Source organism: Chromobacterium sinusclupearum (assembly GCF_002902845.1).
Taxonomy (GTDB): Bacteria; Pseudomonadota; Gammaproteobacteria; order Burkholderiales; family Chromobacteriaceae; genus Chromobacterium; species Chromobacterium sinusclupearum.
On sequence record NZ_PPTF01000094.1, the window covers coordinates 43,377 to 68,386 of the forward strand.

Consider the following 25,010-nt stretch of genomic DNA (forward strand, 5'->3'; position numbering starts at 1 on the left):
TAGCATCTGCGGACGGGGCTGCCAAATCAGGGCCTGCCATGCGCCAGCATCCAAGCGCCGGCCAAGCCCAGCACCCGGTGCTCGATGCCGTTGTAGCCGTGCCAGGCCCACGGCTCGCACGGGTCGCCCTCGTTCTTGCCGCCGTCCAGCAGCATCAGCTCCCTGGGCGCGTCGGCGCGCAGCCGGTCTATCACCGGCCCCAGGTTGTAGGCATGGCTGGCGCGGCAGTCGTCGCGGCGATGCTGGATCATCAGCACCGGGATGCTCAGCCGCTCCAGCGGCAGATGGGACAGGTTGCCGCGGCCGGCATTGATGCTGGAGGTCAGCAGCAGGCCGTCCGCCTTATCCGGCCGCAGCAGCGCGACCGATGCGGCCGAGGTGGTGCCGCGGCTGGTGCCGGCCAGCCAAACCGGCAAGGCCGCGCCCTGGCGCAGGTAATCGACCACGGCGGCGATGTCCGTCGCGTGCTCCTGGCTTTCGCGGAAATCCCCCAGCAAACCGTGCGGCATGTCGGACGGCGCATCGACGACCGCCACCCTAAAACCCATGTCCGCCCAAGCCTGGCGGGTGCGGACCAGAAAGTTGCCCCGACCCGCGCCCAGCTCGCCCGCCGCCGACAGTTTGAGCTGCCCCTCGCCCCCCATGAACAGAAGCAGATTGGCGCGCGCCGGCCCCGGCGGCTCCAGCAACAGGAAACGCAAGGTGACGCCGGGCCGCGGCGACAGCTCCACGAGTTTGTCCGCCCAAGCCGGCATGCACAGCAGGCAACACAACAAGCCTATCAGTCGCAGCATGATGATGCTCCTGGGTTCACGGCCGCTCGGCCGCGGCCGCCTTGAACCGGGCGATGACCTCGGGCGGGGTGTCCTTGTTGAAGGCGGCGTACAGCGCGCTGTCCAGCTTGTCCAGCTTGATACCGCGCACCACCAGCTCGCGCTGCAGGCCCAAGGCTTTCAGCTTGCTGGCCAGGCCGGTCTCGGTGGACGGCAGCAGGTCGCAGCGGCCGTTGACGAACTTCTTGGCGTTGAGCGTGGAGTCCGACGACACCTCCAGCCGCAGAAAACCCTCGTTCTCCAGATACTCATGCCGGTAATCATTCAGCACCACGCAGACGCTGTACTTGCGGGCATCGTCGAAGGCATGCACTTGTATGTCGCCGCGCGCGGCCAGGCGATAGAAATAGACATCGGTATCGAGAATCTTGAAGGTGAAATCCAGGAACTGCATGCGCTCGCGCGTCTTGGCGATCGGGAACACCATCGCATACGGATGACTCTTGGCCTCCTGGTAGGCGCGCGCCCACGGCGCGGCCTGCAGGGCGCTGGGCGGCACCCCGACCTTGCGCATCACTCGCGTCACCTTCTCCACCGTGGTGCCGCCCATCACTTGCCCGTCCGGGCTGACCATCACATACGGCGGATCGTCGTCGGTGTAGATGCGCACCTGGTCCAGGCCGGCAGCGGCGGCCGGCCCCAAGTGGCTCAGCGCCGCCAGCAGCGCAACGGCAATCAAGCGCATGCGGCCATGCTCCCATGGGTTTCCACCTCATGGTTATAGCCGCTGCGGCGCCGTTCAGTCGCTGAGCACGCGCTGCATCACCTCCAGCAGGCGGTCGATATCGGCTCGGCTGACCTGCCAGTGAGTGGCCAGCCGCATCGCGCCCTGGTGCGGCGGATTGGCCAGGAAGCCGGCCTGCTTCAGCGCCGACATCAGTTCGCTGGCATCGATTTCGGCATTGAAGCGGAACCACACCAGATTGATATGGACGTCGGCCGGGTCCAGATCGATGCACGGCAGCTTGGCCAAGCCTTCGGCCAAATAGCGGGCGTTCTGGTGGTCCTCATCCAGCCGGGCCGCCATCTCGGTCAAGGCCAGGATGCCGGGCGCGGCGATCACGCCGGCCTGGCGCAGGCCGCCGCCCAGCAGCTTGCGCTTGCGGCGCGCCTGGGCGATGAAGTCGGCGCGGCCGGCCAGGATCGAGCCGACCGGCGCGGCCAGGCCCTTGGACAGGCAGAACATCACGCTATCCACATGGCGGGCGATTTCGCTCGCCTCGCAGCCCAGATGCGCCGCGGCATTGAACAAGCGCGCGCCGTCCAGGTGCACCGGCACGCCGTATGCGCGCGCCAGCGCGGCGGTGTCGGCCATCGCCGACAGCGGCATCACGCGGCCGTTGCTGTGGGCGTTTTCCAGACAGATCAGGCCAGTGCGCGGCTCGTGGATGTCGTCGCCGACGCGGATGCGGCGCTCTATCGCCTCCACCGCCATCACGCCGCCCTCGCCCTCTATGGTGCGCATATGGGCGCCGGCGATCACCGCCGCCGCGCCGGCCTCATGCCAGACCAGGTGGCTATTGTCCTCGGCGATCACCTCGTCGCCGCGACGGCAATGGGTGTACAACGCCAGCTGGTTGCCGAAGGTGCCGCTAGGCACAAACAGCGCGGCCTCTTTGCCCAGCATGTCGGCGGCCAACGCCTCCAGCTTCAGCACGGTGGGGTCGTCGCCATAAACGTCGTCGCCCACCGGCGCGTCGAACATCGCCTGGCGCATGGCCGGCGTCGGCTGGGTCACGGTATCGCTGCGAAGGTCTATCCACTGCATGTGTCGCTTCTCCTCAAGGGTGTGGCTGCGCCGGCAGGCCCAGAAAGCCGGCCAACGCGTCGGTAATCAATTGTTCCAGGCCGGCCGGCGGCGTACCGGCATCCAGCAGCAGGCCATGGACCAGGCTGTCGGCCATGCGCAGCAGCACTTCGGCGCGGCCGGCCTCCAGGCCGCACGCCTGCAGCCAGGCGGCCACGCGCTGCGATAACGCCGCGTCCTGCGGATTGCTGGCGGGCGGCTCGTCGAACGCCGGCCATTCGCGCTCCAGCACCCGGTGCAGGCCAAGCTCTCGCCGATGCAGGTCCAGCGCCGCGGCCACCATGGCCGCCAGTTGCTCGCGCGGCGGACGGCCGTCGCTGGCCGCCAAGGCGGCATCCAGCGCGGCCAGCGTCTCTTCGCCATGGCGGCGATGCAGCGCCGCCACCAGCGCCTGCTTGTTGGGAAAGTACTGGTACAGCGAGCCGATGCCGACGCCGGCCAGCTCCGCCACGCGGTTGGTGTTGAACGCGGCATAGCCGTCGCTCGCCAGAATGCGAGCCGCCGCCTCCAGAATGGCGGCCACGGCATGGCAGGAACGGTTCTGGCGCGGCGCTTTGCGCGGTTGCGGGATGTCGTGCATCAAGCTAGCTAAACACGAGTTTTCGCCCATCGCAAGCCAGCTTACATTATGACAAGCGGAGCCGGCCCGCCCTTCCCTATCCCGCTATGGAGAACCACCATGTCGCAACCCATGACTTTCTTCGCGTTGATGCGCGCCCACCCCAACTGGCTGCGGCTGAGCCGGCCGGAACGCCGCCGCTTCGAGCAGGAAACGCTGAAGCCGATTTATGCGCGCTACCCCGGCGTCAAAATGCGCTGGTTCGACGCGGAGGCCTTTACCGCGCGCTGCAGCGACGTCGCCATGTTCGAAGCCGCATCGGTCAAGGAGTTCTACTTTCTGATCGACGCGCTGCGCGACAGCCCGCTGATGACCGAACCGTACTTCGAATTCGTGGACATCATCCCCGCGGTGGAGGACGGCTTCCTCGACTACGACGCGCAGCTGGCGAGATAAAAGCCGACGGCGGCCTCTGGGGCCGCCGTATTCGGTTGCGCTTGCGCGCCACAGGCAAGGAACCTGTTGGAGCCGGCCCAAGGCCGGCGCGGGAGTCAACGGATTGTGATCAAATCTTGCCTAGTGAATGCGGTACGATTGTCGAATGGCGTCAGCCTGGCGTTCAGCTTTCTGGATTTCGGGAGCGCCCATGCTGATGTCGGCGCCGCAGCGGCAGCGCAAGGCATGGTCGGGTAGCAGGGACTTCAGGTGCATCCGGGTTTCACGCCCGCACTCCTCGCAGGCAATCACCACCGTGGCGTTGTAATGCTTGTCCAAATCGATATCGAATCTTTGCTGCTTCATCGGAATCTCCCTAGTACTGAGAGTTGGCCGGCAGAGGAATCGCCGCAAGCCATTCTTGCCGGTCCCGCAACACATGCCCGGAAAAGCCGAGCACGTAATAGACAAGATACGGCCGATCGAAAAAGGTTCCAATCAATCAAGCAGTTGGATTGTAAAAAAATCTTCATGCCAGCCAGAAACGCCACAGCGCGGCGGCAAAACCGCACGCGAACTGGCACTGCGACGGCGGCTTGGTTATCCTTGGCCGTTTTTTCGCAAGCCAGGTAATACCCGATGGACCACTCTGCCGATCTCGACCGCCGCTTTGGCGGCATTGCCCGCCTCTACGGCGAAGACGCGCTGGCGCGCTTCCGCCGCGCCCATGTCTGCGTGGTGGGCGTCGGCGGCGTCGGCTCCTGGGCCGTCGAGGCGCTGGCGCGCAGCGCCATCGGCAAACTGACGCTGATCGACCTGGACAATGTGGCGGAATCGAACACCAACCGCCAGCTGCCGGCGCTGGACCCGCTGTACGGCATGGCCAAAGTCACGGCCCTGGCCGAACGGATCAAAGCCATCAACCCGGCCTGCGAGGTGGTGGAGATCGAAGACTTCGTCACCGAAGAGAATATGGACGAGCTGCTGGGCCGCGGCTACGACTACATCGTCGACTGCATCGACAGCCTGAAAGTGAAGACGGCCATGGCCGCCTGGTGCGCGCGCAAACGCCAGCGCTTCATCGTGTCCGGCGGCGCCGGCGGACAGATGGACCCGAGCAAGATCCAGCTGGCGGACCTGTCCGAGGTGACGCAAGACCCGCTGCTATCGAAGCTGCGCTACAACCTGCGCCGCCACCACGGCTTTGCCCGCGACGGCAAGAAAATGGGCGTGCCCTGCGTCTACTCCACCGAGCAGCTGGTCTATCCGCAAGCCCAGGCTTGCGACGCCGGCGAGGCGCGCGGACCGCAGGGCCTGTCCTGCGCCGGCTTCGGCGCCGGCATGGTGGTGACGGCCAGCTTCGGCCTGTTCGCCGCATCCAGAGTGCTGACGGATCTGGCGAAGGCCAAGAAATAAAACGCCCAATACCTGTCCACGATGTTTGGCGCCGTTTTTAGGCTGAAGCAGCGAGAGACCGCGTATCCGATGCGCCCCACTCCCTTCAAGCCTGCCGACGGGTGGCAGGCCCGGGGTTTTAAGCGGCTGCCTGTTTGAGCCCCGCGACGTTAGCGCGGGGCGAGTTCAGTCGCGCCCCGGGCCTGACGGGTCCCGTCGGGCAGCCGCAGGCCAGGCTTGAGGGTGGCCTTTAGGGGTGGAGGGGATATTTGGCCAAACAAATATCCTCTCCCTGCCCGCCGGGCAGCCCCGGCAATCAAAATCATCGTCCGCGCAGCGGACTCATCGCTCGAGACTCACAAAGCAGAATTCACCCCTTACGCTGAATCAAATCCCACTGATTGCCGTACAAATCACGGAACACGGCCACCGTGCCGTAATCCTGCACCATAGGCTCGCGGGTGAACTCCACGCCAGCCGCGCGGTAGCGTTCGTAATCGCGCCAGAAATCGTCGGTATTCAGGAACAGCCACACCCGGCCGCCGGCCTGATTGCCGATGGCGGCGCGCTGCGCGTCGTCGCTGGCCTTGGCCAGCAACAGGCTGGCCGCCGAACCGGGCGGGGTCACCACCACCCAGCGTTTGTCCTGCTCCGGCTGGTAGCTGTCCTCGGTCAGCTCGAAACCCAGCTTGCCCACATAGAACGCGATCGCCTCGTCGTAATCGGCCACCACCAGCGTCACCAACGCCAAACTCTGTTTCATATCCGCTCCTCATTGCCAGACGCCGCCGGCAGCCCCTCCGCCAGCCTGCGCCGCGCCTCGGCCAGGGCGCGATGATACAGCGGGTGGCTATCATCCGGCGCGGCGGATAGTAACGGTCGCCAGAAGAAGTCGAACAGCTGGCCGCCGTCATCCGCGCAAAAATGAGTCCAGCTATCCGGCAGACGCACATCAACTTCGCACAGCTGGAATGACCAACGCTGCCCCTGATAGCCAGCTTCCCACTCGCCCAAATCCTTCACAACGCGGGCATGAACAATGCCCGCCTCTTCCCGCAATTCGCGCAAGGCCGCCTGTGATGGCGTCTCGCCCGACTCTATCGTGCCCTTGACCAGCTGGCAGCCCGCCTGCGGGTGGCGGAACCATAGCAACTTGCCGCTTTGCAGCAGCAAGGGGCAGGCCTTGCTTGGAGTCATGGCTGCAAAATCTTGCAATCGTGATCCTGCAGCTCCTCCGCCGAAGCCCGATTGACCGCCAGCGCATCGGCGCGCGTCGCCAGCAGCACAAAGCCCGGACCATCCGAGAAGTCCGCCGGCAGCAAGGCCAGACCGTAGCGCCCCATTTCGTCGCGCGCGCCGGGCAGGCCGTCGGCCAGCAGGCGGAACGGATCGGCCGCAGGATCGCCATTGGCGTCGGCATCGACGCGTCGCGCCCAGTATGAATGGCCCTCCAGCTCCACAGGCAGCTGTCGCCAGCCGGTATTCAGGCTGTCATCCAGATCATCCACCTGCTGCCTCACCTTGGGAGCGACGCAGGAGATGTGGATGTGCAACTGGTTCTGGCTGCGGCCGTACTGCGAATTGATCGTCAGGGACACCGCCTGCCGCGGCAGCGGCTCGCCGCGCTTGGCATCCATGAAACGGCGCGCCTGCCAGGCCTCGCGCCAATAGGCCGGCGCGTCGTTCTGCAGCAGCCGCGGGCTTTCGATGCCGCTGACCCGGTCTGTGGGAATCAACAGGTACTGCAGCGCGCCATTGCGGTCCTTCAGCACCGCCACGCCTTGTTGCAGCTTGACCTCGGCGCAAGGCTCGGGGGCGCCCCTGGCCTGCATGTCCTGCACGCACTGCTCGCCGACGATGCGCCACAGCGCGTCGCTGTCGGCCAGGGCACGATAGGACACGCCGGCAGCCAGCAAGGCGCACAGGCTGAGACCGACAAAGATTCGTTTTTTCATCGCTATTCGAGAAGAAAGATGGAAAGACAACTCAAGAATTTCCGCGCATGGCGGCCCTATTCGATAACGCAATTGCATCAAACATGTGGTTAAAACCACAAAAATGTTTCAATAAATTTTCGTCTTTCGACCTTATCTTTCGTAAATGTGACAAACAATAGAACAAATAAATAAGTTCAATACTTAAGGACAGGTTTTTATCTGTTCATATGGCATATCTTTGCCCCGCCGCGTCGATCCCGCCGTGGCCAAGCAATCCTAATGTCATCGATGCAGAAACCGCAACAACCATGTCCGAAGAATCATTCCGTCCGCTGCTGTTCCTTTCCCGCCGCCAGGCCTTGCTATTCTGCCTGCTGCTTACCGCCTTTGAGCTATTGACCTATCTGGCCAGCGATATGGTGATGCCCGCCATGCTGCAGGTCACACGCGATCTCTCCGCCGCCAGCCACAACGTCCCCACCGCGCTAAACGCCTTCCTGCTGGGCGGCATCGCCTTCCAGTGGCTGATCGGCCCTCTGTCCGACCGCTTCGGCCGCCGCCCGACGCTGCTGGCTGGCACGCTGATCTTCGCCCTCTCCTGCCTCGCCGCCGCCGGCAGCCAGCACATCGTCTGCTTCAATCTGCTGCGCTTCGTCCAGGGCGTGGCGCTGGGCTTCATCGTGGTGGTCAGCTATCCCACGCTGCAGGAGATCTTCAGCGAACGCGACGCGGTGCGGCTGATGGCCTTGCTGGCCAATATCGCCTTGCTGTCGCCGCTGGCCGGCCCTTTGCTGGGCAGCCTACTGCTGGAAGTTCTGTCCTGGCGCCAGCTGTTCGCCGCGCTGGGCGCCGCTACCGTGCTGGTGTCGCTGGGCCTGTGGCGCTGGATGCCGGAAACGCTGGGCGCGCCGCGGCGCGATGGTCCGGCGCAGCAGCCGGTGCCGCTGCGCCTGGGCGTGGCGCTGGCCAATTACCTGGCGCTGCTCAAACACCGCGACTTCGTCTGCGGCAGTCTGGCGCTGGGCATCTTGACCCTGCCGCTGATCGCCTGGATCGGCCTGTCGCCGCTGCTGCTGATCCGCCAGCTGGGCTACAGCAGCCTGCAATACGGCCTGTGGCAGCTGCCGGTGTTCGCCGCGATGATAGGCGGCAATCTGCTCTTGAACCGGATGGCCGGGCGGATGGAATTGTCCAGCCTGCTGCGGCTGGCGCTGTGGCCGATGGCCGGCGGCCTGCTGCTGACCGGACTCGCCGCCCCGCTGTCGCCCTCGCTGCCGGCCTTGGTCGCCTGCTTGAGCGTCTACGCCTTCGGCCTGGGGCTGGGCAACGCCACCCTGTATCGGCTGACGCTGTATTGCAGCGACAACGCCAAGGGCAGCGTCGCCGCGATGCTGGGCATGTTGTCCACCGCCATGCTGGGCGGCGGCAGCGCCATGCTGGCTCTGCTGGACGCCGGCGACAGCCCGGCCCGCTTCGCCGCCGGCGTCAGCTTGGCCTCGTTGCTGGCCTTGCCGCCCTTGTGGCTGCTGCTGCGCCGCCCGCAGCTCGAGCCCGTCTCCGCCTGACTTCCGATTTCTTCATCACGGGAACCGTCATGATCACACTCCCCCATGTCGAGGCCTTGTGCGCGCTGGAACAGCCTTACCGCGCCGACGCCGAATGCGACCGTCTGTTCGACGCCGCGATGCGCGAACTGGTCGACTACCACTGCGAACACAGCCCCGGCTACCGCCGCTGGCTGGAACAAAACGGCTTCACGCCGCAGCGGCTGGCCAGCCTGACCGACTGGTCCGAATTGCCGCCCATCTTCGCCAATTACTTCAAACGCCGGCTGCTGCTGAGCAAAACCGGCGAGAACGCGCTGGAGCTGACATCGTCCGGCACCACCGGCCAGAAGAGCCGCATGCGCTACGACGAACGCAGCATCCGCGCCGCCCAGCGCATGGTGGACCGCATCTTCGACCACTACGGCTGGAATACGCCGGAGCAACCGTGCAACTACCTGCTGCTCAGCTACGAGCCGGCCGGCGCCATCACCCTGGGCACCGCCTACACCGACCAGTTCCTGTGCAAATACGCGCCGATCAACCGCGCCGTCTACGCGCTGCGCCACAACGGCAAGAGCAACGAGTTCGACCCTTTCGGCACCATACGCGCGCTGCAGGAATTCGCCGAGGAAGGCCTGCCGGTGCGCATCCTCGGCTTTCCCGCCTTCCTGTGGTTCACCTTGCAGCGGATGCGCGACATGGGTCTGCCGCCGCTGGACCTGCATCCGGAATCGCTGGTTCTGCTCGGCGGCGGCTGGAAAACCCATGCCGACCAGGCGATACCGAAGACCGAACTGTACCGCCGGCTGGGCGAGCAACTGGGCCTGCCCGACGAACGCTGCCGCGACGGCTACGGCTCGGTCGAGCACCCGGTGCCTTATAACGAATGTCCGCGCCACCGCCTGCACGTTCCCAGCTGGGCGCGCGCCTGGATCCGCGACACCGCCACCCTGGCCCGCCTGCCTTACGGCCAGCCGGGCTTCCTGCACCTGGCTTCGCCCTACATCACCTCCAGCCCGGCGCACAGCATGTTGCTGAGCGATCTGGCCGTGCTGCAGCCGGCCGAGCGCTGCGGCTGCGGCCTGGCCACCGACTGGTTCGAACTCTTGGGCCGCGCCGGCACCAGCAAGAGCCGCAGCTGCGCCATGGCGGCGTCTGAACTGATCAAGGAGTCCTGATATGTATCTGATCCATGGAGAATTGCGCAGCGACCTGGCGCTCGATGCCGCGCTCGACGCGCTGCGCCCCCGCCTTGCCGATACCCTGGCCGCGCCGCTGGACGTGGAGACGGTGCTGTCCTGCGCCGAACGCTTCGCGCAAGCCCTCATCGCGGCCGAGCACCACCCCTTGCTGGATGCGGCCTCCCGCATGCAACTGGCCGCCCTTTGCCGCCGCGAGGCGCTGCAAAGCAAACGGGAGCGGGAACTCGGCGAGCGGCCATTTTCCCTGCGCCGCCGCGACTACCGCGAGCCCCGCTTCGAAGCCTGGCGGCCGCTGGGCCTGGTGCTGCACGTCACGCCCGCCAACGCCGCGCTGCTGCCCTTCCTGGCGGCGCTGGAAGGCTTGCTGGCCGGCAATGTCAACTGGCTGCGCCCCAGCAGCAGCGATCATGGGCTCAGCGCGCGCTTGCTGGCCGAGCTGCTGCATCACGACGCCAGCGGTCGCTTGGCCGATCATATCGCCGTGCTGCCGGCAGCGAACACCGAGCTCTCGCAGCTGCTGGCCGATGCGGACGGCGTATCGGCCTGGGGCGGCGACGCCGCGCTGTCGGCCATCCGCGCCCAGCTGCCGCCCGGCTGCCGCTGGATAGACTGGGGGCACCGCATCAGTTTCGCCTATCTCGATCCCGCCGCCGCCAGCGACGAGCAGCTGGACGCGCTGGCCGACGATGTCTGCCGCTACGACCAGCAAGCTTGCTCCAGCCCGCAAGCGCTGCTGGTGGACAGCGACGATCCGGCCGTGATCCGCGGCATGGCGAGCCGGCTCTCCGCCGCGCTGCAGCGGCGCGCGCCATTGTGGCCGGCTTTGACGCCGGACTTGCAGGAAGCCGCCGAGATCAGCACCCGCATGGCTTTTCACCGCCTGGACCAGGCCTTTGCCGATAGCCAGGGGCAATTGCTGACAGGCGAAGGCTGGCGACTGGCCTGGAGTATGGATCAGGAACTGGCGCCGTCGCCGCTGTTCCGCAGCGTAGAGCTCAGACCGGCTCCGCGCGCCGCGCTCGCCCGCATCCTGCGCCCCTGGCGCACCCATCTGCAAAGCTGCGGCCTGATCGCGCCGCCCGCGCGCTTGCCGGAGCTGAGCCGCATGCTGCTGGCGGCCGGCGTCAGCCGCGTTGCCCCGGCCGGCCGCATGCACGACGGCTACCACGGCGAGCCGCACGACGGCGTCTATGCGCTGCAGCGGCTGTCGCGCCGGGTGTCGGTCAGTCTGGACGCCGCCGCGCTGCCCGGCCACGCCCATCTGGACGCCCTGCCGGTCGAGCCGGAAGGCCTGCCCCAGCTGCCGGTGATGAACAAGACCGACTTCCAGAACCAGCCGCCCAACGACAAGGCCCAGCTATTCTTCCGTAGCGGCGGCAGCAGCGGCGCGCCCAAGCTGGCCGGCGTCAGCTACCGCGACTACCACCACCATATGCGCGCGGCGGCCGACGGCATGCTGGCGGCCGGGCTGGACCCGGCCACCGACCGCGCGATGAACCTGCTGTATGGCGGCAAGATGTATGGCGGCATGCTGAGCTTCTTCACGATATTGGACTATCTGGGCGTGCCCCAGTATCCGATGGGTGGCCCGTCCGACGACGACTTCAGCGAAATCGCCCACTTCATCGTCGAACAGAAGATCAACTCCCTGATCGGCATGCCCGGCACCGTGCATAGGCTGTTCGAATGCGAAAGCGCAGTGCTGCGTCGTTACGGCGGCGTGCGCAAAGTGTTTTGCGGCGGCGAGCACATCAGCGACGGCCAGCGCGCCTATATCGGCAGCTTCGGCGTGGAGCGGATATGCTCGGCGATGTATGGCTCGGTCGACGCCGGGCCGCTGGGCCACGCCTGCGCGCACGGCGGCGACGGCGAATTCCACCTGCTGGCGGCTGCCCAGTGGCTGGAGATACTGGAAACCGACAGCGACCAGGCGGCCGCGCCCGGCGCAATCGGCCGCCTGGTGTTCACCTCCCGCGAACGCGAGGCGCAGCGCGTGGAGCGCTACGACCTGGGCGACCTCGGCCAATGGCTGCCCGGTCCCTGCCCCTGCGGCCTGGCCGCGCCGCGCTTCCGCCTGGCCGGCCGCCACGGCGCGTTGCTGCGGGCGGGCACCATCTTCATCAACCCGGCGGCGCTGAGCGAGCAGATAGGCCTGCCGCTGCAATGGCTGGTAGACCACGCCGACAACGGCGGCGACCGCATCCAGCTGCTGGCCGACGGCGATCCGCGGACCCTACGCGAACGCCTGCTGCAAGACCCCATGCTGCAAGAGGTGGTCAGCGGCGGGCTGCTCCAGCTGGACATCATCGCCACGCCAGCCGGCGAATTCCGCCGCCATTCGCACAGCGGCAAAACCCCGCTGGTACTGGACCTTAGACGCTGAAACCCGGCCGGCGCCCTGCCGCCGGCATGTACACACATAATCATGAATCCGAAACTGATCTCGCTGGTCGAACACGCCCGCACCCATTCGCCGCACTACAACACGCTGTACCACGGCCTGCCCGCCCAAGGCTGGCGCTTGGCCGACCTGCCCCCGGTCGATCCCGCCGCCTTTTGGCAAAACTCCCAGGATTTATCGCGCTGGCCGGCCCTGACAGCCGCCCCCCTCGATGGCCATGTCTTCAAGACCGGTGGCTCCACCGGCGACGGCAAATTGTCCGTATTCAGCCGCGACGAATGGCAGGCTTTCGTCCGCGCCTTCGGCGCCGGGCTGGCGCGCCAGCTGCGGCCAGGCGACCGCGTCGCCAATCTGTTCTTCGCCGGCGACCTCTACACCAGCCTGCTGTTCACCCATGGCGCGCTGTCGCATTCGCCGGTGCCGGTGCTGGAATACCCGTTTAGCTGCAATGTCGATCACGACGCGCTCATCGACGCCATCCGCCGCCATCGCATCAATGTGCTGGCCGGCGTGCCGGCCCAGCTGCTGCGCCTCGTCCATCATCTGGAACAGCTCTCGCTGACGCTGCCCGCCATCGAGACGGTGCTGTATGCCGGCGAGAGCCTATTCGGCGAGCAGATCGCTCTGCTGAAGCAGATATTCCCGCAGGCCCGCATCGGTTCGATAGGCTGCGCCAGCGTCGACGCCGGCCTGATCGGCTACGCCGACCCGGACTGCGCCCATGGCGAACACCGGGTGTTCGACGCCGACAGCATCATCGAAATCATCGACGAAGACAGCGGAGAAGTGATAGACGAGCCCGGCCGCCGCGGCCTGCTGCTGGTGACCAATCTGCAGCGCCGGCTGATGCCGGTGATCCGCTACCCCAGCGGCGATCTGGCCTGCTGGCGCGAGCCGCCCGGTCCGCAGCGCAAATTCGCGCTGCTGGGCCGCGCCGGCAACGGCCACCGCATCCGCGTCGGCACGCTGTCGCTATTCCCGGACGAACTGGGCCGTTCGCTGGGCGAGCTGCACGATTTGCTGGGATGGCAGCTGGAAATCTCGCGCCGGGACGGGCGAAACTGTCTGGAATTGTTGCTGGCGGCGCGCGCGCCATTGGATTTGCCGCGGCTGCGCCAGGCCCTGCTGGCCAGCCAGCCTGCCATCGCCGAGCAATGCGGAAAAGATCAGCTCAGCCTGGCGCTGCGGCAGACCACCCCGGAGGCGATGCGCACCCATCCGCGCTCCGGCAAGCTGCTGCGCGTGGTGGACCGCCGCGATTATCAACTGGCGGAGGCGTAGCCATGAGCGTCCGCCATCCTGAAACCGCCTGGGTCCGCGACTACCAGCCATCCGACGCCGCCGGCATCAGCGCGCTGTTCCGCGCCATCTACGACGACCGCTATTTCTACGCCGATGTCTATCTGCCCAGCCAGATCCAGCAACGCAACGCCAGCGGCCAGTGGCGCTCGGCGGTGGCAATGCAAGGCGACAAGCTGGTCGGCCACGCCGCGCTGTGGCTGAACCCGGCCTATCCGGGCCAGGCCGAACTGGCGATGAACGTGGTGGACCCGGATGCGCGCGGCCAGGGCATCGCCAGCCTGCTGGGCCGCCACCTGCGCGCCGCAGCCGCCGATCTCGGCGTCGCGCTGCTGACGATCAAGCAGGTATGCTCGCATCCGCGCAGCCAGTACGTCGCGCAGGCGCTGGGCTTTCACAATATCGCGCTGCTGCCGGACTACATCGACACGCCTTTTGCCGGTCCGGCGCCGGAGAGCATCCTGTTGGGCTGCCTGCCGCTGCAGGCGAGGCCGCTGCCGAAGCTGCCGTGGCCGGAAGAGTGGGGAACATGGCTGGCGCCGCTGCGCCAGGCTTTGGGAGAAAGCGGGAGCGCGCCAGTCGGTGCCGGCCTGCCCGGCCTAGCGCTGACCCGTTGCGGCCAGCGGCTGGAGGTGACCGCGCAACAGCCGACGCCCGCGCGGCTGGCGGAAATCGCCAATCTGCCCAGCGGGCAGCTGATCTATCTGAAATTGCCGGCCAGCGCGGAAACGCTGGCCTTGCGGGCGCAGCTGCGCAAGGCCGGCTTTCGCTTCGGCGGCCTGCTGCCGGCAGCGGCCGGCGGCTGGCAACTGCTATGGCTGCGCGGCATTTCCGGCCAGGACATCCATCTCTGCGATGAACAGGCCGCGCGCCTGTACCGGCTCTGCGCTTACAGCGGCTCCACCCGCACGGCCGTGCCGTAGCACAGCACCTCGGTCAGGCCGGCCATCACGTCGGTGGCGTCGTAGCGCATGCCGATCACGGCGTTGGCGCCCAGCGCCGCTGCGTGGTCGCACATCAGCGCGTAGGTTTCCGAGCGCGCCTGCTCGCACAGGCTGGTATAGATGGTGATGTTGCCGCCAAACAGCGACTGCAAGCCGCCGAAAAAATTGCCGATGACCGAGCGCGAACGCACGGTGATGCCGCGCACGACGCCGAGGTTGGCGGTGATCCGGTAGCCCGGCAGTTCGAAAGCGGTGGTGACCATTCTGGCTGGCAACATGGAAATCTCCTGGTGATGAAGCCCGTCCCGAACAGGATGGGCCCCATCATGATATCTGGGAAGCTCAGACCGGACGATATTCGCCGTCGCGCAACAGCGGCACGCAGCGGCTGACATCGTGCTGCGCCGCCAGCGTCACGTCCTCCGGAAAGCCGCGCTCGACCAGTTCGCAGGCCGACAGGCCCTGGCTCAGCTGGCGCTCCAGATCGTTGCGCGCCAGCACAAAGGCCGCTTCCGCCGCCAGCGCCTCCGGCGACTTGGTGCCGGCCAGATTGTGGATGATGGCGCCGGCGCCGATGAAATCTTCGTAGGCGAAACGCAGGCTGCCATCCGGATTCAGCTCGCCCGCCGCGATCAGCAGCACCGAGCCGTCCTGATCATTCAGATAGTTGGCCACCACCGAGGCGTTGCGCAGGCAGCCGGCGATGGTGCGCGTCGACTCGCTGGCCAGGCTGACGGCCGCGCCATTCGGCGACGGCAACACCAGCCGGGTGCCGAAGGCCAGCCGCTGCATCGAAGACGGCGACAGCGACGGTTGCGTGCGGCTGCGCTTGCCGGCCAGCAGCGCCTGCCGGCTGGCGGCGAAGTCCTGCGCGCTGTCGTCCTTGACCCGATACGGCAACACCACCACGCCGTTGCCGCAGGCGACATCGACACAGGTACTGAAGGACAACACATCGACGACAACGCAACTGTCCGCCTGCCGGCTCAACTGCCTCGCCGCTTCCACTCCCCACTGCAGCCGAACTGAAAATTCCTGTTGCGTATGTGGCATTCTTCGTCCCTGAAAAATGGCAAGCCGCCGGTTTGCCGGCGGCGGTTCAATGTCCGACACGGCGCGCCCTGCCCTTCCAGCCCCTTGGCAATGCGCGCCGCGCGATCCGCCCAGGCCTGCGGCCTGTCATCGGATCGAAATAATTATTATTGGAAAGGTCGAAAGCTTAACCATTGGCCATCAAAAACTCAAAGAAATCATATGAAAACGCCCCCAGATGTGGCTCCGGGGGCGTTTTTGCTGCGCGATTTCCAACAATGCGCCATCGCGCCTAGCGATTCAATCCAGCTTCAGCGTCAGCAGATATTCTCCGCCATGCTCGCCCGGACGCGCGACAATCACAGCCCTCTCATGGATCAACCATCAGCGCAATCCTGGACTTCGGAAAAGAAAAACGCCGCCGGCTCCAATTACCGGCGGCGTGGATCAAGCCAGCAGGCAGGACGACTGCGTGTCTTCGCTCAACTGGCGCAGCTTGGGCACTTCTTGCGCGCAACGCGTCTCCGCCTGCGGGCAGCGGGTGCGGAACACGCAGCCGGACGGCGGATTGATCGGGCTGGGCAAGTCGCCTTGCAGGATCTGGATCACCTTGGTCTTTTCCAGCCGCGGGTCCGGGATCGGGATGGCCGATAGCAAGGCGCGGGTATACGGGTGCGAGGGCACGTCGTACAGCGCGTGCTTGTTGGCCAGCTCCATTTCGCGGCCCAGATACATCACCAGGATGCGGTCCGAGATGTGCTTGACCACCGCCAGATCGTGGGCGATGAAGATCAGCGCCAGGCCCATCTCGCGCTGCAGTTCCTTCAGCAGGTTGATGATCTGCGCCTGGATCGACACGTCCAGCGCCGACACCGGCTCGTCGCAGATGATCAGCTTGGGCTCCAGGATCAGCGCGCGGGCGATGCCGATGCGCTGGCACTGGCCGCCGGAGAACTCGTGCGGATAGCGGTTGATCATCTGCTCGCGCAGGCCGACGCGCTTCATCATCGCCTTGACGCGCTTCATCACTTCTTCCGCCGACAGCTCAGGCTTGTGCACGCGCAAGGGCTCGCCGATGATCTGGGCGATGGTCATGCGCGGGTTCAGCGACGCCAGCGGGTCCTGGAAGATCATCTGGATATCCTTGCGCACATTCAGCCAATCCTTCTGGCTGCCTTTGCGCAAGTCCTTGCCCATCCACACGATCTCGCCGTCGGTGGCCGGGATCAGGTTCAGAATGGCGCGGGACAGCGTGGACTTGCCGCAGCCGGACTCGCCGACCACGCCCAGCGTCTCGCCGGCGCGCAGATCGAAGCTGACGCCGTCCACGGCCTTCAGCGTCTTCTTCGGGCTCCACGGCCAGGCGTCGTCGCCCTTGACCTGGAAGTGCACCTTGACGTTGCGCACCGACAGAATGACTTGCTTGTTCTCAGACATGGGTCACCTCCGCGGCGGCTTGTACCAGTTCTTCCGCCGGCTTGTGACAGGCGCGCAGAATCTTCGGATTGAGCGTGCTGGCCGCCAGTTGCGGCAGCTCGGCGGCGCAACGGGGGCTGGCATGGACGCAGCGTTCGCTGAACGGGCAGCCCTTGGGCATGTGCGCCATATTCGGCGGATTGCCCGGGATGCTGACCAGGTCGCTGCCGTCGTGGTCCAGGCGCGGCAAGGCGCCCAACAGGCCGATGGTGTAGGGATGGGTCGGATGATAGAAGATGTCGTCGGCGCGGCCGTATTCCATCGCGCGGCCGCCGTACATCACCAGCACGTTTTCGCACAGGCCGGCCACCACGCCCAGATCGTGGGTGATCATGATGATGGAGGTGCCGAAATCGCGCTGCAGGTCTTTCAGCAAGGTCAAGATCTGCGCCTGCACCGTCACGTCCAGCGCGGTGGTCGGCTCGTCGGCGATCAGCACTTCCGGCTCGCATAGCAGCGCCATGGCGATCATCACGCGCTGGCGCATGCCGCCGGAGAATTCGTGCGGGTACATGTCCACCCGGCGCGCCGCTTCGGGAATGCGCACCGCGTCCAACAGCTCGATCGCGCGTTTTTTGGCGTCGCGCCGGCTCATGCCCTTGTGCAGCTCCAGCACCTCGGTCATCTGCCGCTCCACCGTCAGATACGGGTTCAGCGAGGTCATCGGGTCCTGGAAGATCATCGAGATGCGGTCGCCGCGGATCTTGTTCAGCTGCGCCGCGCTCATGGTCAGGATGTTTTGGCCGTGGAACAGCGCCTCGCCGCTGGCTTGGCCGTTCTTGGCCAACAGGCCCATCATCGCCAGCACGGTCTGGCTCTTGCCGGAGCCGGACTCGCCGACGATGCCCAGGGTCTGGCCCTTGTTCAACTCGAAGCTCACGCCATTGACCGCGTTGACCATGCCGTCATTGGTCTGGAACTGCACCCCGAGATTGTTGACTTTCAAAATGCTCATGTCTTGCCTCATCTATCCTGGGGTCAGCGGTCTTTCGGGTCCAGCGCGTCGCGCAGGCCGTCGCCGATATAGTTGGCGCAGTAAAGCGTCAAGGACAGCATGCCGGCCGGGAACAGCAACATCCACGGCTGGCTTTCCATGGCCTTGGTGCCGTCGCCGATCAGCACGCCCCAGCTGGTCATCGGCTCCTGCACGCCCAGGCCGAGGAAGGACAGCACGGATTCCGTCAGGATCACGCCCGGCACCGTCACCGTGGTGTAGATCACCACAATGCCCAAGAGGTTGGGCACGATATGGCGGAAAATGATGGTGGGGGTGGACACGCCGATGGCGTGCGCGGCTTCGATGTATTCCTTGGAGCGGATGGCCAGCGTCTGGCCGCGCACCACGCGCGCCATGTCCATCCAGCCCAGGATGGTGATGGTCAGCACCACCAGGTAGAACTCGCGGCCCAAGAGCGTCACCATCAGGATGGCGATCAACAGGTAGGGCACGGCGTACATCATGTCGACGATGCGCATCATCACATTGTCTACCTTGCCGCCGAGAAAACCGGCGGTGGCGCCCCACAGCACGCCGATGATCACCGCGGCGATGGTGGCCAGCAGGCCGACCATCAGCGAGATGCGGCCGCCGATCAGGGTGCGCACCAGCAGGTCGCGGCCCAGTTCATCGGTGCCGAACAGGTGCAGGTTCTGGAAAGTCGGCGCCAGGCTGATCGCATCCCAGTCGGTGTCGGCGTAGCCATGCGGCAGCAGCCAGGGGCCGACGATACAGGACAAAGTGATCAGGGTCAGGATCACCAGGCTCACTACGGCGGCCTTGTTGCGGAAGAAACGGATGCGGGCGTCGCGCCAGGGGCTGCGGCCCTCGGTCGCGGCCTCGGCCAGACCGGTTTCCAGCGCCGCGGCGACCGCGGCTTGTTTACTTTTCATCATTGCGAAATCCCCCTCAGTAGCGGATCTTCGGATCGAGCAGGGCGTATGCCAGGTCGACGAGGAGGTTGAACACCACGGTGATCACCGTCACCAGCACCACCAGGCCCAACACCAGCGTGTAATCGCGGTTGGACGCGCCGTTGACGATCAGCTTGCCCAAGCCGGGCAGCGAGAAGATGGACTCGGTCACCACGGCGGAGGTGATGGACGAGATGGCCAGCGGCCCCAGCAGCGTCACCACTGGCATCAGCGCCGGCTTCAGCGCGTGGCGCAGCACGATGGTGCGCAGCGGCAGGCCCTTGGCGCGGGCGGTGCGGATGAAGTTGCTGTTCATCACCTCGATCAGGCTGCCGCGCATCACGCGGCCGATGGTGGCCACGTTGATGAACACCAGCAAGGCCACCGGCAACACCATGTAGGAAATGGCGAAATCATCCCAGCCGCCGGACGGCAGCCAGTGCAGCAGCATCGAGAAGACCAGCACCAGCACCGGGCCGATGATGAAGGACGGGAAGGCGCTGCCCATATTGCCGACCAGCATCACCAGATAGTCGATGAGGCTGTTCTGGCGCAAGGCGGCGATGGTGCCGAGCAGCACGCCGATCACCAGCGAAATCAGGATGGCGCTGCCGCCGATGGCGGCGGAAACCGGCAGCGCGTGCGCCACCAGATCATTGACGCTCCAGTCCGCGTAGCGGAACGACGCGCCCAAATCGCCATGCAGCAGGCTGTTCAGGTAATAGAGATATTGCTTCCACAAGGGCAGGTCCAGATGGTATTTGGCCTGCAGATTGGCCAGCACTTCCGGCGACACCTTGCGTTCGCCGTCGAACGGACCGCCAGGGGTCAAGTGCAGCAACAGGTAACAGACCGTCGTAACGGCCCAGACGGTTGGTATCGTCACCAACACGCGGCGAAGAGTGTAAGACCACATCGCATGAAACTCCCGTTCGCCCCGCTTCGGCGGCAGGCGGACGCCGGCCGCTCGCCCGGGGCGAGAACACCACAATCATCGGCCGGTTGCCCTTGCGGGACAACCGGCCTCGTCACGCGGAACCTCCCGCGCGGAATCGCTTAGTGCTGAATGATGTACAGGTACTTGCTGCGATAGCGGTCAACCGTGTTCTTCAGCGAGTAACCGCCGACATACGGCTTGACCAGACGCGGCAAGGTGTACTGCAGCACCGGGATCATCGGGTAGTCGTCCATCACCAGCTTGGTGGCTTGGGTCAACAGCTCGGTGCGCTTGGCCGCATCGGTGGTCTCGTTGCCCTGCTGGATCAGCGCGTCAGCCTTCTTGTTGCAGTTGAAGTTGTCGTTCTGGGTGTTGCCGCACTGCACCAGCGCCAGGAAGGTGGTGGCGTCGTTGTAGTCGGCCAGCCAGCCGTTGCGGGCGATCTGATAGTCGCCGTCATGGCGTTTCTTCAGGAATACCTTGAACTCGGTGTTGTCCATGGCGGTATTCAGGCCCAGCTTGGTCTTCCACTCGGAAGCCACGAAGATGGCCATCTTCTTGTGGTAGTCGCTGGTATTGTAAGAGAGCTTGATGGTGGTGCCCGGCTTCACGCCGGCCTGGGCCAGCAGCTTCTTGGCCTCGTCCACGCGCTTGGCCATCGGCCACTTCACCCAGTCGTAGGTGGACGGCTTGGCGCCGTGCACGCCGTTGACCATCACGCTATAGGCCGGCACCTGGCCGTCCGCGGTGATCTTGGCGGCCAAGAGGTCGCGGTCCAGCACCATGGACAGCGCCTTGCGCACGCGCACGTCCTTCATCAGCGGGTCTTTATGGTTCAGGCTGTAGTAGCGCAGGCCCAGAATGGTATTGTTCTTCAGATCCTTGGGCATTTCGCTCTTCAGCTTGGCGAAGGAGCCGGGCGGAATCTCATAGGTCATGTCGGTCTGGCCGGACAGATACAGTTTGTTGTCCGCGTTCTGGTCTTCGATCGGCAGGAAGCTGACCTTGGTCAGCTGGACGTTTTTGGCGTCCCAGTACTGCGTGTTCTTCTCGATCACGACTTTGCTGTTGACCTGCCAGTCTTTCAGCACGAACGGGCCGTTGGACACCATCTTGCCCGGCTTGGTCCAGTCCTTGCCGTACTTGTCGATCACGGCCTTCGGCGCCGGGCCCAATTGGGCGTTCGACATCAGCTCAGGCAGATACGACACCGGGAAGGCGGTCTTCACTTCCAGCGTGTACTTGTCCAGCGCCTTGACGCCGATGGCGGTATTCGGCTTCTTGCCGGCCACGATATCCGGGCCGTTTTCAAAGAAAATGCCAAAGGTGCCGGCATACGGGGCGGCCAGCTTGGGATCGACCAGGCGGCGGATGCCGTAGACGAAGTCGTCGGCGGTCACGGCGCTGCCGTCGGACCACTTGGCGGTTTTGCGCAGGTGGAATACCCAGGTGGTCGGGCTGGTCTGTTTCCAGGACTCAGCCACGCCCGGCAACAGCTTGCCATCATTGTCGGTGGCGGTCAGGCCTTCGAACAGGTCATGGGTAATGATGTTGGCGGGCACGCCCTCCACCACCATGGGATCGAGCGACTCCGGCTCGGAACCGTTGGAGCGCACCAGCTCCTGTTTAGCGGCCAGCTTGACGCCGGCCGGCACATTGGCGGCCAGCACGGAACCGGAAGCCAGGGCCAGCGCGACAGCGGCGGCGATCCCCTGCAGCGATTGCTTGTTTGTCATCTTCTACTCTCCTTGTTCTGTCTCGACGCGTGAGCAACGGGTCGCGATTCTTTTTCACTCGATTGTATCCAGAGTGGATCGCTGATTATGCGCCGAGGGTTTTGAATACTTCAAGCCCTAAAACGCGCACTATTCCATTCATTTTCCTCAACATGCAAGATTTGTCTGACAATGGACTATTCGGGCAAATCAATGGCTTGCTCATTCATTATTTTTTATACCTATTGCATTTTTGCATGCCAAATTCTGTTGCCTCAAATCAGCCAAACTCATGCCTGTCGTGCCTCGCGCCAGGATGGCGCAGGCTTGGATCGACGTATGCTAATGCGCTTGAATCATTGAAAGAAGAATTTTCCGCCGCCGCTTCGCCTGAAATGAAAAAAGCCGCTGAAAAGCGGCTTTACCATCAATTTTTCTCAACACTGACGGTGTTTTACAGTTTCATGCGCCAGCCCACGCTGTCGCCGGCCCGCAGCGGCACGAGGACATCGCCGGGATACGGCAGTTCGGCCGGCACCGTCCAGCTTTCCTTGACCAGCGTGATGCGGTCCGCGTTGGCGGACAGGCCGTAGAATGCCGGGCCATTCAGGCTGGCGAAGGCCTCCAGCTTGTCCAGCGCGCCGGCGGCCTCGAAGGCTTCGGCGTACAGCTCGATCGCGGCATTCGCCGTATACATGCCGGCGCAGCCGCAAGCGGACTCCTTGGCGCCCTTGGCGTGCGGCGCGCTGTCGGTGCCGAGGAAGAACTTGGCCGAGCCGGACGTGGCCGCCTTGACCAAGGCCTGGCGGTGCAGCTCGCGCTTCAGCACCGGCAGGCAGTAATGATGCGGCCGGATGCCGCCGACAAACAGCGCGTTGCGGTTCATCAGCAGATGGTGGGCGGTGATGGTGGCGGCGATGTTGTCCGGCGCGGCGGCGACGAACTCGGCGGCCTCGCGCGTGGTGATGTGCTCGAACACCACCTTCAAATTCGGCAGTCTGGCCAGCAACGGCTTCATCACCCGTTCGATGAATACCGCCTCGCGGTCGAACACGTCGATGTCGGCGTCGGTGACTTCGCCGTGCACCAAAAGCGGCATGCCCACTTCCGCCATCGCCTGCAGCGCCGGCATGGCATGGGCGATGTCGGTGACGCCGTGATCGGAGTTGGTGGTGGCGCCGGCCGGGTACAGCTTGACGCCGTGGACGAAACCGCAGGCCTTGGCCTTGCGGATCTCGTCGGCACTGGTCTTGTCGGTCAGATACAGCGTCATCAGCGGCTCGAAGGCGCTACCGGCCGGACGAGCGGCCAAAATCCGCTCGCGGTAGGCGGCGGCGGCTTCGACGGTAGTGACCGGCGGCTTCAGATTGGGCATCACGATGGCGCGGCCCATCTGGCGACAGGTATCGGGCAACACGGCGGCCAGCGCGGCGTCGTCGCGCAGGTGCAGGTGCCAGTCGTCGGGGCGGATCAGGGTCAGTGTCTGCATGGTGGATCGCTTGCGTAACGGTGAATGAAACGATGGCGACGGAAAACCGTCGCCATGGGCTTATTTGCGGCGCAGCACCATTCGGAACTTGCCTTCGGCTGTCGTGGTCGACTCCATCAGGCCATTGCCGGTCTGGCGGCAAAAGGCCTCGAAATCCTTGGGCGCGCCCGGATCGGTGGCGATCACCTCCAGCACGGCGCCGCTGGCCATGTCCGCCAGTGCCTTCTTGGCGCGCAGAATCGGCAAGGGGCAGTTCAAGCCGGAAAGGTCGATGTGTTTGTCGGGTGTCATGGGCCGGTGTCCTCAGCCATATCGGGTTACAATGAGGGGAACATGGCGCGGCCGCGATGCGCGGCAAGCCGTAGCCGTATAGTTTACGCCAGTCGTCAAGCCTTACCCAAATCGGTCCGTATCATGTGCATCATCGCCTTCGCCTATAAAATGCCGGGCTTGGGCCAGCTGGTCTTGCTGGCCAACCGTGACGAATACTACGCCCGCCCCACCGCGCCGCTGGATTGGTGGCCGGAATACCCCAACACGCTGGGCGGCCGCGACTTGCAGTCCGGCGGCAGCTGGCTGATGGTGGACGGCCGCAACCGCATCGCCGCCATCACCAACTTTCGCGACGGCTTCCCCCCCAAGGCGGAGCGTTCGCGCGGCGAGCTGGTGGAGCGCTTCGTCAGCGGAGACGACGATCCTTTCGCCTTCGCCGACTGGCTGCGGGCCGAGAGCCATCATTACGCGCCGTTCAATCTGCTGTTCGGCAGCAGCGCCGACCTGTTCTTCTTCCACAGCCCCAACAAGCAGATCGCCCGCGTCACGCCCGGCATCCACACGCTGTCCAACGCCACGCTGGACACGCCATGGTTCAAATGCCGGCGGCTGGCGGAATACCTGACAGAATTCGGCCGGCCGCCGACCGAAGACCAGGCCTATGCCGCACTGTCCGATCCGACGCCGGCCGGACCGGGCGAGTTGCCCAACACCCGCATCGGCATGGCGCTGGAAAAAACGCTGTCGCCCATCTTCATCCAGGGCCGCGACTACGGCACCCGCAGCTCCATGCTGCTGACCGTGAGCAATCGCGGCGATATCGGATTTTCCGAACGCAGCTGGGGCCTGGCCGGACGCGAAACCGGCCGCCGCCACTACAACCTGCGCGCCGGCACGGCGCGCTGATCCGGAGCACTCCATTGAAATTTCGTCATACCCTGCCGGCGCTGCTGGCGCTGTGCCTGAGCCTGACGGCGCAGGCGGAAGGCAAGCTGATCAAGAACAACAACTACGCCCTCGATGTGGACAAGCCATGGGAGGAACAGGCCTACTCGCTGCCCGCCTACCCGCAGACGGCCGACTGGATAGAGGTGAAGCCGGACTGGCTGCAAAGCAACCGCTTCTTTGTCGACGGCAAGACCTTGAGCGTGGGCCAGGACGGCGTGGTGCGCTTCATCAGCCGGGTCGTCAGCGGCAAGGTGGAGAACCTCAGCGTCGAAGGCATCCAGTGCAAGGACAATAAATACCGGGCCTATGGCTTCGGCGACAGCGTCAACCAGCGTTGGATAGAACCGATGCGCCCGCTGTGGCAGGACATCGTCTACAGCGACAAGCTGCGCCGCGAACTGCGCACGCTGCTGTGTCCGTTTGGCAGCGCACCGCGCGACGCCGCGCAGGCGGTGGAGTCGCTGCGCAAAGGCGACTGAAGCCCGCTGCGGATAGCCGGATGGATGTTCTAAGATAAAGCATCTGTCTTGCATTCGCGTAGGCGCCGATGGATCAGCAAACTCTGCAGGAAAATCGCGAAAGGGAATGGGTCAGGCGGCTGTTTGAGCAAAAAGGCATCGCGCCCATTGATGTCAGATCGCTGAAGTGCCCGGCGCCGGATGTCGGCGTGGCGCTGTCAGATGGCCGCTTTCTGGCCATCGAGGTGACCGAGGTGCTGGCCGGCGAGCACGCCCGCCGCAATGCCCGCAAGAAGGAAGTCCAGCAGGCCCAGCAGGCCGCCGGCGGCATCGGCTCGATGTTCACCCGGCCGGCCAACGCGCTGGACGTCGCCTGCCGCATCGAGGCCAAGGTCGGCAAGGACTACCACGT

General features: G+C 65.1%; 27 protein-coding genes. 10 read left to right on the plus strand and 17 right to left on the minus strand.

From position 1 onward, the window contains the following. Nucleotides 1–26: 26 nt before the first annotated feature. The 4 genes from C2134_RS19475 to C2134_RS19490 are packed head-to-tail and all read right to left on the minus strand — an operon-like array spanning nt 27 to nt 3,220. On the minus strand, nt 27–794 hold the full coding sequence (locus tag C2134_RS19475; RefSeq protein WP_103321733.1) for an alpha/beta hydrolase: 768 nt from the start codon (nt 792–794) through the stop codon (nt 27–29). Between the two features lie 16 nt (nt 795–810). Continuing rightward, nucleotides 811–1,518, minus strand: a complete 708-nt coding sequence (locus C2134_RS19480; protein ID WP_103321734.1) for a substrate-binding periplasmic protein — start codon at nt 1,516–1,518, stop codon at nt 811–813. Between the two features lie 54 nt (nt 1,519–1,572). Beyond that, on the minus strand, nt 1,573–2,601 hold the full coding sequence (ltaE, locus tag C2134_RS19485) for a low-specificity L-threonine aldolase (protein ID WP_103321735.1): 1,029 nt from the start codon (nt 2,599–2,601) through the stop codon (nt 1,573–1,575). 13 nt (nt 2,602–2,614) lie between these two features. After that, nucleotides 2,615–3,220, minus strand: coding sequence for a TetR/AcrR family transcriptional regulator (locus C2134_RS19490; RefSeq protein ID WP_103321736.1), 606 nt, complete (start codon nt 3,218–3,220; stop codon nt 2,615–2,617). Nucleotides 3,221–3,319: 99 nt separating this feature from the next. Here C2134_RS19490 and C2134_RS19495 point away from each other — a divergent pair, with 99 nt between their 5' ends. Continuing rightward, nucleotides 3,320–3,655 carry a darcynin family protein gene (locus C2134_RS19495; RefSeq protein ID WP_103321737.1) on the plus strand — a complete coding sequence of 112 codons (336 nt, stop codon included), beginning with the start codon at nt 3,320–3,322 and terminating at the stop codon, nt 3,653–3,655. Between the two features lie 120 nt (nt 3,656–3,775). Here C2134_RS19495 and C2134_RS19500 read toward each other — a convergent pair whose 3' ends face one another. Beyond that, on the minus strand, nt 3,776–4,000 hold the full coding sequence (locus C2134_RS19500; protein ID WP_043623880.1) for a hypothetical protein: 225 nt from the start codon (nt 3,998–4,000) through the stop codon (nt 3,776–3,778). A 273-nt stretch (nt 4,001–4,273) separates the two neighbouring features. On the opposite strand from C2134_RS19500, the gene C2134_RS19505 reads away from it, so the two are divergent. Further along, a complete protein-coding gene (locus C2134_RS19505; protein WP_103321738.1) occupies nt 4,274–5,050 on the plus strand; it encodes a tRNA threonylcarbamoyladenosine dehydratase in 777 nt (258 codons plus the stop codon). Nucleotides 5,051–5,399: 349 nt separating this feature from the next. Here the strand turns inward: C2134_RS19505 and C2134_RS19510 are convergent, their stop codons facing one another. The 3 genes from C2134_RS19510 to C2134_RS19520 are packed head-to-tail and all read right to left on the minus strand — an operon-like array spanning nt 5,400 to nt 6,984. Beyond that, on the minus strand, nt 5,400–5,792 hold the full coding sequence (locus tag C2134_RS19510) for a VOC family protein (protein ID WP_103321739.1): 393 nt from the start codon (nt 5,790–5,792) through the stop codon (nt 5,400–5,402). After that, a complete protein-coding gene (locus C2134_RS19515; RefSeq protein ID WP_103321740.1) occupies nt 5,789–6,226 on the minus strand; it encodes an NUDIX hydrolase in 438 nt (145 codons plus the stop codon). The genes C2134_RS19510 and C2134_RS19515 overlap by 4 nt, the downstream gene beginning before the upstream one ends. After that, nucleotides 6,223–6,984 carry a CDP-diacylglycerol diphosphatase gene (locus C2134_RS19520; RefSeq protein WP_103321741.1) on the minus strand — a complete coding sequence of 254 codons (762 nt, stop codon included), beginning with the start codon at nt 6,982–6,984 and terminating at the stop codon, nt 6,223–6,225. Before C2134_RS19520 ends, C2134_RS19515 begins: the two co-directional genes overlap by 4 nt. A gap of 290 nt (nt 6,985–7,274) precedes the next feature. Here C2134_RS19520 and C2134_RS19525 point away from each other — a divergent pair, with 290 nt between their 5' ends. The 5 genes from C2134_RS19525 to C2134_RS19545 are packed head-to-tail and all read left to right on the plus strand — an operon-like array spanning nt 7,275 to nt 14,338. Then, nucleotides 7,275–8,531, plus strand: a complete 1,257-nt coding sequence (locus C2134_RS19525; protein WP_103321742.1) for an MdfA family multidrug efflux MFS transporter — start codon at nt 7,275–7,277, stop codon at nt 8,529–8,531. 29 nt (nt 8,532–8,560) lie between these two features. Further along, the gene (locus C2134_RS19530; protein ID WP_103321743.1) at nt 8,561–9,691 is read left to right on the plus strand and encodes a LuxE/PaaK family acyltransferase; all 1,131 of its coding nucleotides are present in this window, start codon (nt 8,561–8,563) and stop codon (nt 9,689–9,691) included. 1 nt (nt 9,692) lies between these two features. Further along, nucleotides 9,693–12,098 carry an acyl-CoA reductase gene (locus C2134_RS19535; RefSeq protein WP_103321744.1) on the plus strand — a complete coding sequence of 802 codons (2,406 nt, stop codon included), beginning with the start codon at nt 9,693–9,695 and terminating at the stop codon, nt 12,096–12,098. A 42-nt stretch (nt 12,099–12,140) separates the two neighbouring features. Beyond that, complete coding sequence (locus tag C2134_RS19540; protein WP_103321745.1) at nt 12,141–13,397, plus strand: phenylacetate--CoA ligase family protein; 1,257 nt, start codon at nt 12,141–12,143, stop codon at nt 13,395–13,397. Nucleotides 13,398–13,399: 2 nt separating this feature from the next. Next, the gene (locus tag C2134_RS19545) at nt 13,400–14,338 is read left to right on the plus strand and encodes a GNAT family N-acetyltransferase (RefSeq protein WP_103321746.1); all 939 of its coding nucleotides are present in this window, start codon (nt 13,400–13,402) and stop codon (nt 14,336–14,338) included. Here the strand turns inward: C2134_RS19545 and C2134_RS19550 are convergent. The 9 genes from C2134_RS19550 to C2134_RS19590 form a co-directional block, all read right to left on the minus strand. Further along, nucleotides 14,305–14,637 carry a YbjQ family protein gene (locus tag C2134_RS19550; RefSeq protein ID WP_103321747.1) on the minus strand — a complete coding sequence of 111 codons (333 nt, stop codon included), beginning with the start codon at nt 14,635–14,637 and terminating at the stop codon, nt 14,305–14,307. The genes C2134_RS19545 and C2134_RS19550 overlap by 34 nt on opposite strands. A 64-nt stretch (nt 14,638–14,701) precedes the next feature. Further along, entirely contained in the window at nt 14,702–15,412 is a 711-nt protein-coding gene (locus C2134_RS19555; RefSeq protein ID WP_103321748.1) for a 2-phosphosulfolactate phosphatase, read from the minus strand. Between the two features lie 426 nt (nt 15,413–15,838). After that, nucleotides 15,839–16,828, minus strand: a complete 990-nt coding sequence (oppF, locus tag C2134_RS19560) for a murein tripeptide/oligopeptide ABC transporter ATP binding protein OppF (RefSeq protein ID WP_103321749.1) — start codon at nt 16,826–16,828, stop codon at nt 15,839–15,841. Next, nucleotides 16,821–17,822: an oligopeptide/dipeptide ABC transporter ATP-binding protein gene (locus tag C2134_RS19565; RefSeq protein WP_103321750.1), complete on the minus strand. Its 1,002-nt coding sequence runs from the start codon at nt 17,820–17,822 to the stop codon at nt 16,821–16,823. Before C2134_RS19565 ends, oppF begins: the two co-directional genes overlap by 8 nt. Before the next feature lie 23 nt (nt 17,823–17,845). Further along, on the minus strand, nt 17,846–18,760 hold the full coding sequence (locus tag C2134_RS19570) for an ABC transporter permease subunit (protein WP_103321751.1): 915 nt from the start codon (nt 18,758–18,760) through the stop codon (nt 17,846–17,848). A gap of 13 nt (nt 18,761–18,773) precedes the next feature. Continuing rightward, nucleotides 18,774–19,694, minus strand: a complete 921-nt coding sequence (oppB, locus tag C2134_RS19575) for an oligopeptide ABC transporter permease OppB (protein ID WP_103321752.1) — start codon at nt 19,692–19,694, stop codon at nt 18,774–18,776. A 140-nt stretch (nt 19,695–19,834) separates the two neighbouring features. Continuing rightward, nucleotides 19,835–21,451: a peptide ABC transporter substrate-binding protein gene (locus tag C2134_RS19580; protein WP_103321753.1), complete on the minus strand. Its 1,617-nt coding sequence runs from the start codon at nt 21,449–21,451 to the stop codon at nt 19,835–19,837. A 433-nt stretch (nt 21,452–21,884) separates the two neighbouring features. Further along, entirely contained in the window at nt 21,885–22,919 is a 1,035-nt protein-coding gene (pyrC, locus tag C2134_RS19585; RefSeq protein WP_103321754.1) for a dihydroorotase, read from the minus strand. Nucleotides 22,920–22,979: 60 nt separating this feature from the next. Beyond that, nucleotides 22,980–23,210, minus strand: coding sequence for a sulfurtransferase TusA family protein (locus C2134_RS19590; protein WP_043623827.1), 231 nt, complete (start codon nt 23,208–23,210; stop codon nt 22,980–22,982). A 123-nt stretch (nt 23,211–23,333) separates the two neighbouring features. On the opposite strand from C2134_RS19590, the gene C2134_RS19595 reads away from it, so the two are divergent. The 3 genes from C2134_RS19595 to C2134_RS21660 form a co-directional block, all read left to right on the plus strand. After that, nucleotides 23,334–24,098, plus strand: a complete 765-nt coding sequence (locus tag C2134_RS19595; RefSeq protein ID WP_103321755.1) for an NRDE family protein — start codon at nt 23,334–23,336, stop codon at nt 24,096–24,098. Between the two features lie 14 nt (nt 24,099–24,112). Continuing rightward, entirely contained in the window at nt 24,113–24,619 is a 507-nt protein-coding gene (locus tag C2134_RS21655; RefSeq protein WP_158248830.1) for a CNP1-like family protein, read from the plus strand. Nucleotides 24,620–24,687: 68 nt separating this feature from the next. Continuing rightward, nucleotides 24,688–25,010: PDDEXK family nuclease (locus tag C2134_RS21660; protein ID WP_158248831.1), on the plus strand; the 323-nt coding region annotated here is incomplete at its 3' end.